Raw genomic sequence first — 15,922 nt, forward strand, 5'->3', positions numbered from 1 at the left:
TCCCACAACTAGGAGAGGACAAGCAAGAGAGTAATGACTCGATAAGCTTATCCTCTAAAGAGTTAGTCTCTTTCGCGTTTCATGAATAGGCCGGTCACACCAAGAGTAACCACACCGACAGCTAGGATGAGAGCTAAGGTCTTATCGCCAGTTGTTGGCAGCTGTTTCGATGATGCTGAACTTTCTTGAGTTGCAGGGTCGGCAGCGTTAGCCTCACCAGTCGAAGAGGACTTCATCTCCGGATTCTTTGGAGAAGCTGGTTGTCCAAGTTCTCCAAGAGCCGCAGGATCCTTGGGAAGCATTGGCGTATGGGGGCTGTTCTTTGTGTCACCGGACTGGCTAGGTCTTTCTGACGGGTCTGCGAAAGCCCTATCACCGTTCCTATCTGATCCACTAGCTGGAGCAGCAGGATCAATCATCTTATCTGCTGCTGAATCAGGTGCTATTACTGCCTGATGAGCTGGTTGAAGTGGAGGTCTATTTGGCTGTACTTCTGCACTATTGTTAACAGGAGTTGCAAGCTGTTCAGCCTTTGCTCCTGGCTCAGACTGATTAGTTAGCTGGGCTGGATCTCCTGTAGCAGATTGCTCAGTTACATTTTGAACTGGATCTGTTGACTCCCTAACGTCCTGCGAAGCTCGTTCTGATTCTGGCTGCTCTGGTACAAGCCCGGTCTCCTCTGAATTTTCTGGCTGTTCTGATGGTTCAGATTCAGAGGGGGGCACCGGAGTTCCTGATTCAGGCTGGGCTTCAGGGGCGACAGGTGCCGACTCAGTCGGATCCACTGGCTGCTCTGAAGCTGCAGAAGCATCAGGTTGCGCTAGTTCACCTAGAACTGGCTGCTCAGCTTGCGGAGTATTTTCTGATTCTGAAGCCGCAGGGACAGCCTCATCTGTTTGTGCTTCCTCTGATTCATTTGGAATCGTAGGGTTAAGCATTGAGCCATTTTCATCTCTATTTTCAGGTGCTGAAGGCTGTGTTGAAGCATCTGGCCCAACTGGAGTTCCTGATTCTGGAGTAGGGGCCGATTCAGTCGAATCTACTGGCTGCTCTGAAGCTGCAGGAAGCTCAGGCTGAGATGGTTCATTTAGCACTGGGATTTCTGGAGTAGCTGGAGTTCCTGATTCTGACAGTGCCTCACTGTTTTCTGGTCGTGATGGTTCACTTGGAACTGACTGTTCAGGTTCTGCAGCTGGCTCTACAGGGCTAACTTCAGCTTCACCAGATGGGGACTGGTCAGCCTCAATTGGAGCTGATTCATCAGTTTGCGGAGCGACTTCTGTTTCAGGCTCTGCCGGGTTCGTTTCTTCTGAAAGATTTGGCTGAGCTGGAGTTTGTTGCGCACTTGAGATGTAAATGACATTCCAAAGTGTTAATTTAGGGACATTGATGACGAGAACGGGTTCACCGTTTTCGTCAGTTTCTACAGAAGCAGAAACCTTTTGCATATTAGATTTAGACCAATCGTCTGGAGAAACAAGATAAGTTTGATTGGCCATACGTTGTGCTTCTTCCATAGATACATCACCTAGATTATATCTAACGGTCAGATTGGTTTGTTCATCTGGTGTCTTTTTAGCTGCAGTACCATCTTCATTCTTCCAGTCAGAATTAATCCCCATTAGGTTGATCATTTGCACGGTTCTAAAATTGTTACCCTTTTTACCGTAAGTCCATACTTGATGACCATTTAGGCCTTTAATGTCTGTTGAAAGAAGATTGTTATCCGAGTTATAGGTATTTACGATTGCATTATCGTTTTCAATACCATCACGCAGGATATTTTCATAAGCTGTGATGAACTGCTGATAATCATTGTTTTTGCGAGTTAATTCACTTGAGGTTTTCAAGGCTTGATTAGGGTAATAAGCATTTTGGAGAACCCCAATACCTTGACCATCATCATTTTGAGAATTAGCCAAAGCGGCCAAAGACATATGGTAGCCACCTGCAGCCGCAATAGAGGCTGTTGTCAGAAGTACGGCATCTGTCTGCAGGGGTCTGCCTGCTTCTGCATCGTTTCTAGCACCCTCTTTTTCGTCACCTGTCATGTAGGCGCCGACGATTAGAGATTTTCCTGTCTCGCTTCGAACTTGGTCTATACGAGCTTTAAGGTCGCCGTATTCTGTTTGGCTACGGCCATCTAGGTAAGCTGAACCGCCACCAAAAGGCCAAATTTCATTGTAGATAACGTCTTGATTGCCATCTTTTAGACGTTGGATTTGCTCACCGTTAACATCATTAACAGTTAAGTAGTAGTTGGGTAATTTTTCCTTGATGGCACGAAGGAACTCTGCGTAACCTTCTGTCATCCAGAATTTCTTGCTGTCGTCAGCACTGTCTTTGTTAGAATAGTCGTAGATTTGGTTATCACCGATGGTATCACCTTGCCAGCCGTCGAAGCCACCATTTTTCATAGCTTCGCCCATACGCTGAGCAATCAGTTCTTGCCATCTGCTACTCTTTGGATTGTAGTAATGCTGGGAAGCTGGTGCATAAGACATCACTTCGCCTTTTCTACCAGAAAACTCCGTATCGTTAGCATTATAAGCATACTCTACTTCTGCATTATCAAGGACAGGAGCTTCATTTGCATTTTCAGCCAAAATCATATTATAGAGCATAGCGACTGCTCCACCATCATGAAGTTGGTTGACAATATCTTTTATAACTTTAGTATCAATTTTAGGGTGGGGAGCCCAGCTCGTCCACATCTGTTCAAATACTTGATCATCACTTGGGAAGGGAGCCGTAGCTGATTTATAAACATCATAGAAGAAATACGAGTTGATATTCATATTCTTCATTTTTTCCAAAGCAGCACGGTATCTCTCAGCATCCTGTGCTAGGACACCATTTTCGCTGTCTTGTGAACCACCTACAACGCCATAGCGTGGGAATTTGGTCCAGTCAGTTTCATAAGCAATGGCACGGTTGATTTCACCGAGCGTATTGTTCTGGCTATCGACCACCTTGATTTTTACAAGGTAACCACGATCATTTTCAAATTGAGAAGCTGGAATTTTCAGATCGCCAGCCTGCATAGCATAGCTATCACCGGCAGCGAGGTTCTTGGTAAACTTGTAAGATCCAATCTTGTTTTCGAGATAGTAAACATCAGCATAGACTGTGATATCTTGAGCTGTGTCTGTTGTGTTTGTGAAATCAACAGACAGATTGACATCTTGGCCTGGTCTATAGCTGGCCTTATCACTTGATAAGTCCGTAATAGCGTTGCCAGACCTAGAAGCAACAATGGAGCGGGTATTAACAACTTGAGCGCTGGAAGCACGGACGATGTTAGAACCTGACACCCTATTTTGGCTATCTTGAGCTTGCTGAACAAGATAGCTAGAAGCTGGAGCAGCTGTTTCAGCTGTCTCCGGAGGGGTCTGCTCGGCAGAATTTTGCAATTCTGTATTGGCCTCAGAAGTGATAGAAACTTGCTGAGGATTAGCTTCAAGACGCACATCAGCGGGAGGTTCCTTCACTGGCGGGGCCAGAGCTTGCGTCTGTCCTGCATCAACAGTCGAATTCGTTGATACATCTACAGAGGTGGGGGAGGTCTCTTCAGCAACTGATGGAAGATTATTTACAGTATCTTCAGCATAAACAGTTTGAGCTGATAAACAGAGTACCATTCCGAAGGCAAGTAGAAATAACATGCTGGGGAGAGTTAGCATTTTATTTTTCACAACCTTATTCTCCTTCTAATAAAATTTAAGCAGTTTTCCATTAAGGGTATTCCCTTTCAGAAAAACTCGCAGCTTATATTCTATTGAAAATTTATGAAAATACAACCCATATTCTTACAAAAAACATTTACATAAAAACCCCAAAACCGCAAAATTTCTTTTGCTTCTTTAAAGCAAAAAATTAAGCAGAGTCCCTTTGACTTCTGCTTTTTTTACATTTCCATAAAACTTAGGCATTTGCGATTATTTCTTTTTTGTTACAATTCTGAATCATTTTGTTGATTAAAATATTTCGATGATCAAATAATCGATATCATCAAATCTTTTCTTAGTGCCACATTATCCTAACGATTTTTTGTATCTAAAATTATCGTAACAGGTCCGTCATTGATTAAACTAACTTTCATGTCTGCACCAAACTCACCCGTAACAACCGGAAGAGTTTGCGACAATATTTGGTTAAAATCTTGGTAGAGTTTTTGGGCAGTTTGTGGGTGAGCAGCTTCAGTAAAGGCCGGTCGATTTCCCTTTTTCGTATTTGCAAATAAGGTAAATTGCGATACTGAAAGAATCTGCCCCTTGATATCCTGAATGGATAAGTTCATTTTGCCGTCAGCATCTGAAAAAATACGCATATTCACAATCTTACGAGCAGCGTAATCTAAATCTTCCTGACCATCTTCTGGTCCAATACCAACCAGTAACAGTAATCCCTGATCAATAGCAGATACAGTTTTATCGGCAATAACAACTTGTGCTTTTCTTACTCGCTGGATAACAATTTTCATAATACTTAGCTGACCTTTTTTCTGTTTCTTTTAGGGCTGACCTTCCAAGCTTATTGAGGTAACATTAGCCATTTGTTCGTTTTACGGAATAGACATCTGGCACAATTTTAATCTTATCAACCACCGTTGTCAGGGCTGTCAAATTAGGAATTTGGAAGCTAATATGGATATTGGCAAATTTCATGTCTTTCGTTGGTTGAGCATTGACTGTAGAAATACTTTTAGTTTGGTTTGAGACTATCTGAAGAACGTCATTAAGCAGACCGGAACGATTGAGCCCATAAATATCAATTTCTGCCAAATAGTCCCGACCAACCTTGCTGCTTTCATCCCACTCGACCTCAATCAGGCGTTGCTCATAGCCTTCTTGGCTCTTGATATTATGACAGTCCGCCCGATGAATGGCGACCCCTCGTCCCTTCGTAATATAGCCTTCTATTTCATCACCCGGAACAGGATTACAGCACTTGGCAATTCTCATCAAAAGACCTGATGACCCTTGGATAATGACCCCGTTTTCACTTTTAACCTTGAGCACGTCCTTGTTTTCATGCTTAACCTCACCGCCATTTATTAACTCATCCGCCTCAGCCTTGGCTTTAGCACGTTCTTCCTCGCGGCGTTCCTTTTCGGTCAAACGATTGAAAACAGCAGCAGGGTTCATTTCTCCAAAGCCGATTGTAGCATAAAGAGCCTCTTCGCTACGCACACTTAAACGCGGTAAGATTTCTTCAATGTGCTTCTTATCTAGGTACTTATTGGCCACATACCCTTGTTCTTGAAAATAATCAACTAATAGTTCACGTCCCTTACTGATGGACATTTCCTTATCTTGATTTTTAAAAAACTGACGAATTTTATTACGGGCTTTGGTCGTTTTGACTAATTTAATCCAGTCACGGCTAGGACCGAACGAATTAGTGTTGGTGACAATTTCAACAACATCACCTGTTTTAAGCTTGGCTGTCAGCGGCACCATCCGTCCGTTAACCTTAGCACCGACAGCTCTTTCTCCAACCTGAGTGTGGATAGCATAAGCAAAATCAATTGGTCCTGAATCCCTAGGTAATTCCTGTACATCACCAGATGGGGTAAAGACATAAATCCGCTCAGAGAAGATATCTTCTTTAACAGAGTCTACAAATTCTTGAGCATCACCATTGGAACCAGCTTGCAATTCAACCAAGTCTTGAATCCAGTTCATGCCAATAGCGGATTCTTTCGTATCAACCTTGCCTTTAATTCCCTTTTTGTAGGCCCAGTGAGCAGCAACCCCATATTCCGCCACTTCATGCATCTCTTGGGTGCGAATTTGAATTTCAATCGGACCTTTGGGCCCGTAAACGGTTGTATGGATAGATTGATAACCATTAGATTTTGGATTGGCTATATAATCCTTGAAACGACCAGGCATAGGGCGCCAAAGTTCATGAATATATCCCAGCATGGCATAAACATCACTCGGTGTATCCATGATACAGCGAATAGCAATTAGATCGTAAATCTGGTCAAACCGTTTTTTCTTATCGCGCATTTTACGGTAAATAGAATAGATATGTTTAGGGCGACCGTAAATTTTGCCCTCAAGGCCCTGTTCACTGGTGTAATCCTTAATCTTGTTGACAATCTCATCTACCAGAGTTTCACGTTCACGACGCTTTTCTTTCATCATGTGGGAAATTTTATAGAACTCTGCTTCATTGAGATACCTAAAGGCTAAATCTTCTAATTCCCATTTGATAGCGCTGATCCCTAAACGATGCGCTAGCGGAGCATAAATCTCCATGGTTTCACGGGATATACGTCTTTGTTTATCTGGCCGCAAATGTTTTAGGGTCCGCATATTGTGCAACCTATCGGCCAACTTTACCAATATAACCCGTATATCTTTGGACATTGCCATCAGCATTTTGCGGTGGTTTTCAGCTAATTGTTCTGCATGAGATTTATATTCAACTTTACCAAGTTTTGTGACCCCATCTACAATCTGACGAACATTTAGGCCAAATTCTTTTTCTAAATCATCAAGACTGGCGTCTGTATCTTCAACAACATCGTGCAGAAAACCACAAGCAACAGTTACAGAATCCAATTTTAGTCCTGCTAATATTCCTGCAACTTGAATTGGGTGAATAATATAGGGTTCTCCAGATTGTCTGCGCTGCTCCTTATGAGCCTCTGTCGCATAATTTAAGGCCTTCTGTACAAAGGCAACATCATCTGGGTTCATATAATTTTGGACTAAGTTGACAACTTCTCCACCTGATAAATTAGGTTTCTCTGCCATACACTTTCCCCTTACTAAAACTTGAACTAGTTGCCTTAATTTTAACACTTTTTATATAGGAAGAAAAGTTGCCAAATTTCAATTTTGGCCTATATAAAATTTCGAACTGCTGGTTGTTCAAAATTCTACTCTATAAGGAGAAGAGAATTTAAACGATTCACAGGTTGAACGCAGGATCTTGAATTTTTTCAGCCATTTCCTCATCTACTTTTATAGTCTTTTTCAGATGATAAATAAAGCTTACCACAAATAGGTAAGCCATTAATCGTCTCAACTTTTTCTTATCTCTCCAACTCTAAGGCATAACTGACTGCACTCAAAGCGTATAATGGGGCAGTTTCAGTCCGCATGATACGAGGACCAAGTCCAATCTTGATTCCACCTAGTTCTTCAAAGGCTGCAATTTCTGAAGGAGAAATGCCGCCTTCAGGACCAAAGATAAAGAGCAAATTCATACCTGCTTCAAGATTAGACAGCTCTCGCGCTAAAGCTGACAGTTGTCCTTGTTTAGCTGTTTCTTCATAAGCGATGAAGATCTTATCAAAAGCTGCGAATTGATCTAGAAAATCAGCCTTTTTTTCAAACAATTTGACTTCTGGTACATGATTGCGTTTAGATTGCTCGGCAGCTCCTAGGGCAATCTTATTTAATTTCTCCTCTTTTTTAGCTAATTTCCTACCATCCCATTTAACAACTGACCAGTCAGCAGGGTAAGCCCAGATGCAGTTAGCTCCAAGTTCTGTAGTCTTTTGTGTTACGAGATCCAGCTTATCCCCCTTGGGAAAACCAGAGGCTATCGTTACATGGATGGGTAATTCTACATTGTCCGCGAGTTCTTCTACCAACTCAAGCTGATGAATAGAGCTATCTACCACCCTAGCCAAGTGTTTCACGCCATCTTCAAAAACTAAGACAAGCTCGTCACCATCCGTCAAACGCATAACCTGAAACATGTGCTTGATGGTCTCCTTATCTGTGATAGTAACAGGATTTATCGCTGGTCCTTTTATAAAATACTGCTGCATCTAGCCTCCAATTATGCCTGAGATCGTATTTGTTTTCTTGAATACCAAAGCATTCCATTCGCCTTGGATCATCCGAGTTTCTAAGAAAAAGCCTGCGCTGTAGGCCGCTTCCAAAACCATGTCTAATTTATCCGTAATAATACCAGACATGATGAGATAACCTTCATCCTCTAGCAGGCGGTAGGCATCGTCAGTTAGGTAAATCAGGATATCTGCCAAGATATTGGCCACTACGACATTCGCTCGTTTTTCAACGCCTCGCAATAAATCACCTGTTCTTACACGAATATTTTCAGTCCCTGGATTGAGATCAATATTCTCCTGAGCCACGCGCACAGCAACATCGTCCAAATCATAGGCGTAAATCTCTTTAGCACCAAGGAGGGAGCTGGCAATAGAAAGGACACCAGAACCCGTTCCCACATCTAACACTGTTTCACCTCCCCGTAGAACTTGTTCCAAGGCGTAAAGACTCATCTTAGTTGTTGGGTGGGTTCCTGTTCCAAAGGCCATTCCTGGATCTAGCTTGATGATTTTCTCATCAGCACGAGCATAGTAGTCTGTCCAGCTAGGGACAATGGTTAAGTCACGGGTGATACGAGCTGGTTCGTAGTACTGTTTCCAGTTCTCTGCCCAGTCCTCCTCAGCTAGTTCCTGAGTGAGAAGCTCTACCTGACCTGTCTCTAGACCAAAATCAGCAAGCTCTGCCAAACGCTGACTGACCTCTTTTTCGATGTCTTCCATATTGACAGTTTCGGGATAATAGGCCGTAATTTTGACAGTTTCAACCTGCTCAACCTCCGGAAATAGTTCACCATACTTACCGATCGGACCGAGATAGTCTGCACTGTCATCAATCGCTACCCCTTGGCTGCCTGATTCAACCAAAATATTGGAAGCTGCTTCTTCTGCTTCACGATTGACTGTTATGGTTAGTTCTTGCCAGTTATTCATAAGCTAAAATACTACTCCTTTTTTCTATCTATTAGTATCTCGGATAAGGATAAAATTCCTTTTCTTTTAACTCTGCTCTACCTTTTTCAAAAGCTATATCATCCCAGGCAATAGCAAATTCCTCTGCATCTTCATCGGCTAAAAAATCCATGAGACTACTAAGTCCGTCTGTTGCAGTATCATTGAGGAAGTCTGCAAAATAGGCAACAAACTCACGCGATAAGCCCTTTTTAGGCTCATAGGGAATGCTCACCAAGTAATCTTGCGCATCAAGCTGTGATTTAGTTGGATTGTAAAAGAGTACATAGTCCTCAAAGACGATGTCTTCGCTGCTTTCTTCTCCCTTGTCATCAACTGTTGTAACACCAGCCGTATTTTGTGCCTCAAGCACAAAAGTTACTTCGACCGCATGATTCTTCTTGTCCCAGTCCATGGCAAAATCAAAATCAAAGCGCTCTTCCAACTCCTCCTCTAAAACTGATAAAAATCCATACTTAGCCATCAGTTGCTCCCTTTTTGCATTTTTTCCTATTATATCATTTTACAGAGAAGAAAAACGTTTATCGTTTGCATCTTTATATAGCGTTTTTATATGAAGTTGTTCTAAGTGCTTTTATGTTACAATAAAGTTAGTAAGGTCAAGGAGGGAGTCATGCCAGAAAATCTTGCACTTCGTATGCGTCCGACGAATATTGATCAGATTATCGGTCAGGACCACTTAGTTGGTGAAGGTAAGATCATCCGCCGGATGGTCGAAGCCAACATGTTGTCGTCCATGATTCTCTATGGTCCGCCTGGGATCGGCAAAACCTCGATTGCCAGCGCCATTGCAGGAACCAGTCAATATGCTTTTCGTACTTTTAACGCAACTACTGATACTAAAAAGCGCCTGCAGGAAATCGCTGAGGAGGCTAAATTTTCTGGTGGGCTTGTGCTCATGTTGGATGAGATCCACCGCCTAGACAAGACCAAACAGGATTTTCTTTTGCCTCTGTTAGAAAATGGGAATATTACTATGATTGGGGCAACTACGGAGAACCCCTTTTTCTCAGTGACACCAGCCATTCGCAGCAGGGTACAGATTTTTGAGCTAGAACCCTTGTCTAATAAGGATATCAAAGAAGCTATAGACTGGGCTATTACTGATAAAGAGCGAGGCTTTGACTTTGAGATTCTGCTGGATGATGACGCCAGAAATTTTATCGCTACAGCGACTAACGGGGATCTACGTTCCGCTTTTAATTCTTTGGAACTGGCTGTCATGTCTACTCAGCCCGATGAGGTGGGAAAGCGCCACATCACTCTAGATACAGTTGAAAATAGTCTGCAGCGGTCTTATATTACCATGGACAAAGATGGAGACGGCCACTATGATACCTTATCAGCCCTACAGAAGTCTATCCGTGGTTCTGACGTCGATGCCAGCCTCCACTATGCAGCTCGTTTGGTTGAAGCGGGCGATCTCCCCAGTCTGGCTCGGCGATTGATTGTCATTGCTTATGAGGATATTGGTCTGGCTAATCCTGAGGCTCAGCTTCACACTGTCACAGCCTTAGACGCTGCTCAAAAAATCGGTTTCCCTGAAGCCCGTATCTTAATTGCCAATATTGTCATTGACCTAGCACTCTCGCCCAAGTCCAACTCGGCTTACACGGCTATGGAGGCCGCCTTAGCTGATTTACGGAAATCTGGCACTCTTCCGATTCCCCGTCATTTACGTGATGGACATTATGCTGGTAGTAAAGAATTAGGTAATGCTCAAGACTATCTCTATCCCCATGCTTACCCGGAAAAATGGGTTAAGCAACAGTATTTACCTGATAAACTTTTGGGTGTTAATTATTTTCAAGCCAATGAGACGGGCAAATATGAACGGGCTCTTAGGGCAAATAAGGAAAGAATTGATAAACTTTCTGAGTAAACCGCCTAAATTTCATAAAAACTCGTGTTTACCTCTTGAAAAAATTTTCAAAAATGGTATTATAAGATCATAAAACTGCTGTGGTATACGAGTCCACATCACTGTGTTGACCGACTAAATCTTTGTATTTTGGGAAACATAAGTCTTTTTACAGTATGCAAGCCGTTTCACGCGGAAGCAGCTAAGTAAAAGCGAGTTGCCCACCTGCTTTATCTTGCGGGTTCAATACAAAACGTGGACCACCGGTACCAATACAGCTCTTCTCCTTCCTTAGCTCAGTTGGTAGAGCAGCGGACTCTTAATCCGTGGGTCGTAGGTTCGAGCCCTACAGGGAGGATAAACTTAAGGAGTAAAAGCCTATGTTTAATAGGTCTTTTTATTTGCTAGGGGTTTATGATGGGAAGAAAAAGATTATTTTTACTGCTGTGCCTCTTAGCATCCTGTGCTGTTTTAGCAGCCTGTAGTTCTAAGAGACAGACCAGCACTGACAAGTCAGTATCAACCTCCAATTCTGCTCAAAGTATAAATGACGGAAAAATCGGTGGCAAGAAAAATTTTAGCAGCAAGCGTCATCCAGAGGATTTACCAGAAGATGCGGGCTCTGCTAAGACAGATAAGATTTATGCTACTGACGGTAGTGAGATTTACTATGAGTCTTATGAATCAGGCTTTTCAGCCTCCACTCCAGAGTATAAGGGGTATACTAATGACAATGTCAAGGATATTTTAGGCGAACCTAGTCGAACCGTTACAAATAGATCTGATATGTCTTTAATATTACAAAAAGAGGAACAAGAACGCATTGTCAGTTTATTTAAGTCCGATAAAATTTCGCGTGAAGAGGCAAGGGCATTCTACGCTGCTGCAACTGATTATTCTCTCGATAATCTGAGTCATTATTATATTTATGAGTATAGTGATAAAAATATTATTCTCCTCTTTGCTAAGGGAAGCAATAAGCTGTCTTATATGACCCCCGATCCTGACTACGCTTATTGGCGTTAACCTAAGGCTGGGTAAAAGCTCGTCCAGTCTCCTTGTTTTGGAATAAACTCTTAACGCAGTTGTTGGGATAAAACTAAGCTAGCTAGGTCAGTCGATTTAGCCTTATCCCCAACATCCAAAGTCTGGGAAGGGATCGCTTCAGATCATCATCTAAAAACTAGGACGTGGGATCAACCAAAATTTTCAATTTTTGGTTGATCCCACTCTTTTTTTGCTATCTTTTTTCTGAAAGTTCTCTCGCGATTTTCTGAATTTTTGGTATAATAAGGGCTAAATAAGAAAGGAATGGAGACACTTATGACTGCACAAAAGATGAGCGCACAAGAAATTATTGCCTACATTGGCAATGCTGAAAAAAAGACTAATGTTAAGGTGACTTTTAAGGGAGATTTGTCTGGGGCTATTCCTGCCCAAGTAACCAAATTAGGAAATGTGCTCTTTGGCGATTGGCAGGCTATTGAGCCTTTACTTGTCAATCTGACTGAAAACAAAGATTATGTCGTTGAACAAGATGGTCGTAATTCTGCAGTCCCTCTGTTGGATAAACGCCATGTCAATGCTCGTATTGAACCCGGGGCTATTATCCGTGATCAAGTTACTATTGAGGATAACGCTGTTGTCATGATGGGGGCTGTCATTAACATTGGCGCTGAAATCGGAGCTGGTACGATGATTGATATGGGAGCTATTCTAGGTGGCCGTGCTACCGTTGGTAAAAACAGCCATATTGGAGCTGGTGCAGTTCTAGCTGGTGTGATTGAGCCTGCCAGTGCTGAGCCTGTTCGTATAGGCGACAATGTACTTGTCGGTGCTAATGCAGTCGTTATCGAGGGAGTTCAAGTTGGTAATGGTTCTGTTATTGCAGCTGGTGCTATTGTGACTCAAGATGTTCCAGAGAATGTTGTTGTTGCTGGTGTTCCTGCTCGTGTCATCAAAAAAATTGATGAGAAGACACAGCAAAAGACTGCCCTAGAAGACGCCTTGCGTAATCTCTAATTTCAATCAGCTTTATATCAGAGTGAGACGGGGTAATCAGCTGGAAAGCCACTCATTGTCTCACTCTATTTTATTAGGAGAAAAAGATAAATGACTTTAGACCTCATTAAAATTCGCCGTGACCTCCACCAAATTCCTGAAATTGGTCTGGACGAGTATAAAACACAAGCCTATCTCTTGGCTCGTATTGCTGAAATCAGCGCAGGTAAAGACTTTGTTTCCCAGCGAACTTGGCGGACTGGTATTTTGGTTTTTCTGCAGGGGAGTAGCCCTGAAAAAACGGTTGGCTGGCGGACAGATATCGATGGTTTGCCTGTTCAGGAAGATACTGGTCTCGATTTTGCTAGCAAACACAAAGGACGGATGCATGCTTGCGGCCATGACATTCATATGACGACCGCACTTGGTCTACTTGATGCGCTTGTGCAGGTACAGCCTAAGCACAATGTTCTCTTCCTATTCCAGCCTGCAGAAGAAAATTTTGCTGGTGGTAAACTGATGTATGACGAGGATGCTTTTGGCGATTGGAAACCCGACGAATTTTATGGTCTTCATGTCCGACCTGATTTGAAAGTCGGTGATATCGCTACTAATACTAGCACTTTATTTGCGGGGACCTGTGAAACCTTAGTAACCTTCAAGGGAACCGGCGGTCATGCTGCATTCCCCCATGAAGCTAATGATGCCTTGGTTGCTGCTGCTCACTTTGTCACTCAAGTTCAGACTATTGTCAGTCGTAATGTAGATCCTATTGAAGGGGCTGTTGTAACCTTTGGATCCATGCATGCTGGAACTACCAACAATGTCATTGCAGAAGAGGCTAAACTCCATGGTACTATTCGTACCTTGACTCAAGAGATGAATCTTTTAACTCAAAAGCGGTTGAAAGAAATTGCTCAAGGAGTAGCTGCAGCTTTTAACTTAAAAGTGGAAGTCGAATTGATTCAGGGAGGCTATCTACCAGTCGAAAATGACCCCGAACTTGCCAAAGATTTAATGCGTTTCTTTGACCAGAAAACAGAGGCCAATCTTATTGATATCTTGCCAGCTATGACTGGAGAAGATTTTGGTTACCTCTTGCATAAAATTCCAGGTGCTATGTTCTGGTTGGGTATCGATTCGGCAGCTCCGCTCCACAGTCCTAAGATGAATCCCAAGGAAGAAGTTCTGGCTTTTGCTGTTAATACTATCTCTAAATTTTTGTTCTATCGTGCACATGTTCAGTAAAAAGGTAAAGACCTGCATTCTTCGGCAGGTCTTTAGTATTATTTTGTTCAAATGAGTATTCCCTAAGGCTGGTTTAGCCAAAAAATGGTAAGATACTAGTATGTTAAAATCTGAATTGCGCCGTAGCGTCCTTCTCTCTCTTAGGCAGCAGGACCGTGTTAAAAAAGCAGAAATAGACTCTTTTTTGTACCGAAAATTAATTAAAACACAAGAGTACCAAAAAGCACAAATCATTGCGACCTACTTGCCCTTTGACTTTGAATACGATACTCTTTTTCTGATTAATCAGGCACAAGAAGACCGTAAAACTGTTTTAATTCCCAAAACCTACCCTAATAGTCGTATGATCTTTACGGAATACAACCCTAACAGCCTTAAAAAGACACATTTTGGGCTACTTGAACCCATTAATGGAGAAGCTATTGATAAAGAGCATATTGATCTTATCCATGTCCCAGGGGTAGCCTTTAATCCTCAAGGTTACCGTATTGGCTACGGTGCCGGTTTCTATGATCGCTATTTGAAGGATTTTCAAGGAGCAACTATTAGTACTATTTACCCTTGTCAAGAGGCAAACTTTTTGCCCGATAAACATGATATTCCTGTTAGAAAGGTATTAACCTATGCTAAAAGATTTTAAAAAATACCCTGCCACTTATATTTTACTTTCTGTCACAGTTTTAATTTTCCTAGCTATGAACATTATCTACTTTGGTAGGGCTACATCAAGCGCAGCTATCTATCGCTTTGGTGGTATGTATGGGCGAGCTGTCCAGTATGATAACCGACAACTTTGGCGCCTGGTATCTCCTGTTTTTGTTCATATTGGTTGGGAACACCTCATTATCAATGGTATCTCCCTATACTTTGTTGGTCGTATTGCCGAAGAACTTTGGGGAACAGTCAAATTTTTTATCCTTTATCTACTAGCAGGTATCATGGGAAATATAGCAACCCTCTTTTTCACCCCAGACGTACTAGCAGCAGGGGCTTCTACTTCACTCTTTGGTCTATTTGCAGCTATTGTCACTATCAGCTATATTGGCAGTAATGCTGTTCTCAAACAGATTGGTAATCAGTTTCTCATCTTAATAGCCCTCAATTTGGTCTTCAATATTATGGATCTACTGTCTGGTCATCCAAGTATCAGTTTCGTCGGTCATCTAGGCGGAGCTTGGGGGGGCGCTCTGGTTGCGCTCTGGTTGCCTATGAACCGCTTTAAGTCTAATATCCCTAAGGGACTTAAGCTGTTGGCTCTATTTGCCTATTTATTTTTCGCATTTGGTATGCTTGGCTTGGCACTCTCGTAATTGTTTTTTCTATTCACTAAAGGGAAATTTGTCTATGAAATTTTTAATTCCACCGGCTAAAGAACTGCAGTCCAATTTCACATCAGCCCCGCATCATCTCCCATCTGTTAGCCTCCCTATTCTTGAGGTACTAGCTCAAGCGAGTGTTCCTGAGCTTGAAAAGATTTACGGTGTTAAAACGCAATCCGCTCAAATTGAAGCACAACGTATTGCTGATCTGGAGCAAGGAACGGCATCTGGTTATCCCGCTTTAGAACTGTTCAATGGGCTTATGTACCGTAATATTGACAGAAACTTGACAGAAGCGCAACGACTCTTTACAAAAAAGCACGTCTACATTACTTCTGCTTTTTATGGTATTATTAGTGCTTTGGATGTCATTGCACCACATCGATTGGATTTCCAGTGTAAAGTTAAAATTGACACACAATCTCTTAAAAACTACTGGCGACCTATCTTTGATAATTTTTGCTCTGAGACTGATGAGATAATTGTTTCCTTGCTTTCTAATGAATTTGAGGCAGTCTTTTCACCAAGCTGTGCCAAAAATTTTATTAGAGTTACTTTTCATGAGGAACAGAACGGTCAGCTAAAAGCACATTCAACGATTTCTAAAAAGGCTCGCGGCCGCTTTTTAAGTCAGGTTATCAAAAAACAAATTCAAGCGCTAGAGGATATTAAGAACCTTAGGGTTGATGGATTTGATTATTGATC

Annotated in this window: 13 protein-coding genes, 1 tRNA gene and 1 other RNA gene; 9 read left to right on the forward strand and 6 right to left on the reverse strand. The window is 42.3% G+C overall.

What is annotated here, in order from left to right:
• Positions 1-62: 62 nt before the first annotated feature.
• From ACVR1G_RS07515 to ACVR1G_RS07540, 6 genes are all read right to left on the reverse strand, one after another.
• On the reverse strand, positions 63-3,683 hold the full coding sequence (locus tag ACVR1G_RS07515) for a glycoside hydrolase family 66 protein (protein ID WP_447452638.1): 3,621 nt from the start codon (positions 3,681-3,683) through the stop codon (positions 63-65).
• A gap of 356 nt (positions 3,684-4,039) precedes the next feature.
• Positions 4,040-4,483 carry a D-aminoacyl-tRNA deacylase gene (dtd, locus tag ACVR1G_RS07520; RefSeq protein WP_447452565.1) on the reverse strand — a complete coding sequence of 148 codons (444 nt, stop codon included), beginning with the start codon at positions 4,481-4,483 and terminating at the stop codon, positions 4,040-4,042.
• A 64-nt stretch (positions 4,484-4,547) separates the two neighbouring features.
• Positions 4,548-6,770, reverse strand: a complete 2,223-nt coding sequence (locus ACVR1G_RS07525; protein WP_447452566.1) for a RelA/SpoT family protein — start codon at positions 6,768-6,770, stop codon at positions 4,548-4,550.
• Between the two features lie 281 nt (positions 6,771-7,051).
• Complete coding sequence (locus ACVR1G_RS07530) at positions 7,052-7,795, reverse strand: 16S rRNA (uracil(1498)-N(3))-methyltransferase (RefSeq protein WP_447452567.1); 744 nt, start codon at positions 7,793-7,795, stop codon at positions 7,052-7,054.
• The gene (gene prmA, locus ACVR1G_RS07535) at positions 7,796-8,749 is read right to left on the reverse strand and encodes a 50S ribosomal protein L11 methyltransferase (RefSeq protein WP_447452568.1); all 954 of its coding nucleotides are present in this window, start codon (positions 8,747-8,749) and stop codon (positions 7,796-7,798) included. It abuts the gene before it with no gap.
• A gap of 31 nt (positions 8,750-8,780) precedes the next feature.
• Complete coding sequence (locus tag ACVR1G_RS07540) at positions 8,781-9,251, reverse strand: DUF3013 family protein (RefSeq protein ID WP_447452569.1); 471 nt, start codon at positions 9,249-9,251, stop codon at positions 8,781-8,783.
• 150 nt (positions 9,252-9,401) lie between these two features.
• On the opposite strand from ACVR1G_RS07540, the gene ACVR1G_RS07545 reads away from it, so the two are divergent.
• From ACVR1G_RS07545 to yaaA, 9 genes are all read left to right on the forward strand, one after another.
• A complete protein-coding gene (locus tag ACVR1G_RS07545; RefSeq protein ID WP_447452570.1) occupies positions 9,402-10,670 on the forward strand; it encodes a replication-associated recombination protein A in 1,269 nt (422 codons plus the stop codon).
• Between the two features lie 72 nt (positions 10,671-10,742).
• A non-coding RNA gene (ssrS, locus tag ACVR1G_RS07550) (6S RNA) lies at positions 10,743-10,934 on the forward strand.
• Positions 10,935-11,007 (forward strand) — tRNA-Lys (locus ACVR1G_RS07555).
• A 56-nt stretch (positions 11,008-11,063) separates the two neighbouring features.
• On the forward strand, positions 11,064-11,675 hold the full coding sequence (locus ACVR1G_RS07560) for a DUF4947 domain-containing protein (protein WP_447452571.1): 612 nt from the start codon (positions 11,064-11,066) through the stop codon (positions 11,673-11,675).
• Between the two features lie 297 nt (positions 11,676-11,972).
• The gene (dapD, locus tag ACVR1G_RS07565; protein WP_447452572.1) at positions 11,973-12,671 is read left to right on the forward strand and encodes a 2,3,4,5-tetrahydropyridine-2,6-dicarboxylate N-acetyltransferase; all 699 of its coding nucleotides are present in this window, start codon (positions 11,973-11,975) and stop codon (positions 12,669-12,671) included.
• Positions 12,672-12,761: 90 nt separating this feature from the next.
• A complete protein-coding gene (locus ACVR1G_RS07570; protein ID WP_447452573.1) occupies positions 12,762-13,898 on the forward strand; it encodes an N-acetyldiaminopimelate deacetylase in 1,137 nt (378 codons plus the stop codon).
• Positions 13,899-13,998: 100 nt separating this feature from the next.
• Positions 13,999-14,538: a 5-formyltetrahydrofolate cyclo-ligase gene (locus tag ACVR1G_RS07575; protein WP_447452574.1), complete on the forward strand. Its 540-nt coding sequence runs from the start codon at positions 13,999-14,001 to the stop codon at positions 14,536-14,538.
• Positions 14,522-15,208 (forward strand): rhomboid family intramembrane serine protease, encoded by a 687-nt coding sequence (locus tag ACVR1G_RS07580; RefSeq protein WP_447452575.1) that lies wholly within the window; start codon positions 14,522-14,524, stop codon positions 15,206-15,208. Before ACVR1G_RS07575 ends, ACVR1G_RS07580 begins: the two co-directional genes overlap by 17 nt.
• A 34-nt stretch (positions 15,209-15,242) precedes the next feature.
• Positions 15,243-15,920, forward strand: coding sequence for a peroxide stress protein YaaA (gene yaaA, locus ACVR1G_RS07585; RefSeq protein ID WP_447452576.1), 678 nt, complete (start codon positions 15,243-15,245; stop codon positions 15,918-15,920).
• Positions 15,921-15,922 lie beyond the last annotated feature (2 nt).

The organism is Streptococcus dentasini, assembly GCF_053206945.1.

Coding starts and splice junctions, on each gene's coding strand:
- ACVR1G_RS07575 (WP_447452574.1), top strand. CDS start 13,999: ATGTTAAAATCTGAATTGCGCCGTAGCGTCCTTCTCTCTCTTAGGCAG.
- ACVR1G_RS07545 (WP_447452570.1), top strand. CDS start 9,402: ATGCCAGAAAATCTTGCACTTCGTATGCGTCCGACGAATATTGATCAG.
- ACVR1G_RS07560 (WP_447452571.1), top strand. CDS start 11,064: ATGATGGGAAGAAAAAGATTATTTTTACTGCTGTGCCTCTTAGCATCC.
- ACVR1G_RS07540 (WP_447452569.1), bottom strand. CDS start 9,251: ATGGCTAAGTATGGATTTTTATCAGTTTTAGAGGAGGAGTTGGAAGAG.
- ACVR1G_RS07525 (WP_447452566.1), bottom strand. CDS start 6,770: ATGGCAGAGAAACCTAATTTATCAGGTGGAGAAGTTGTCAACTTAGTC.
- ACVR1G_RS07570 (WP_447452573.1), top strand. CDS start 12,762: ATGACTTTAGACCTCATTAAAATTCGCCGTGACCTCCACCAAATTCCT.
- yaaA (WP_447452576.1), top strand. CDS start 15,243: ATGAAATTTTTAATTCCACCGGCTAAAGAACTGCAGTCCAATTTCACA.
- dtd (WP_447452565.1), bottom strand. CDS start 4,483: ATGAAAATTGTTATCCAGCGAGTAAGAAAAGCACAAGTTGTTATTGCC.
- dapD (WP_447452572.1), top strand. CDS start 11,973: ATGACTGCACAAAAGATGAGCGCACAAGAAATTATTGCCTACATTGGC.
- ACVR1G_RS07515 (WP_447452638.1), bottom strand. CDS start 3,683: ATGCTAACTCTCCCCAGCATGTTATTTCTACTTGCCTTCGGAATGGTA.
- ACVR1G_RS07580 (WP_447452575.1), top strand. CDS start 14,522: ATGCTAAAAGATTTTAAAAAATACCCTGCCACTTATATTTTACTTTCT.
- prmA (WP_447452568.1), bottom strand. CDS start 8,749: ATGAATAACTGGCAAGAACTAACCATAACAGTCAATCGTGAAGCAGAA.
- ACVR1G_RS07530 (WP_447452567.1), bottom strand. CDS start 7,795: ATGCAGCAGTATTTTATAAAAGGACCAGCGATAAATCCTGTTACTATC.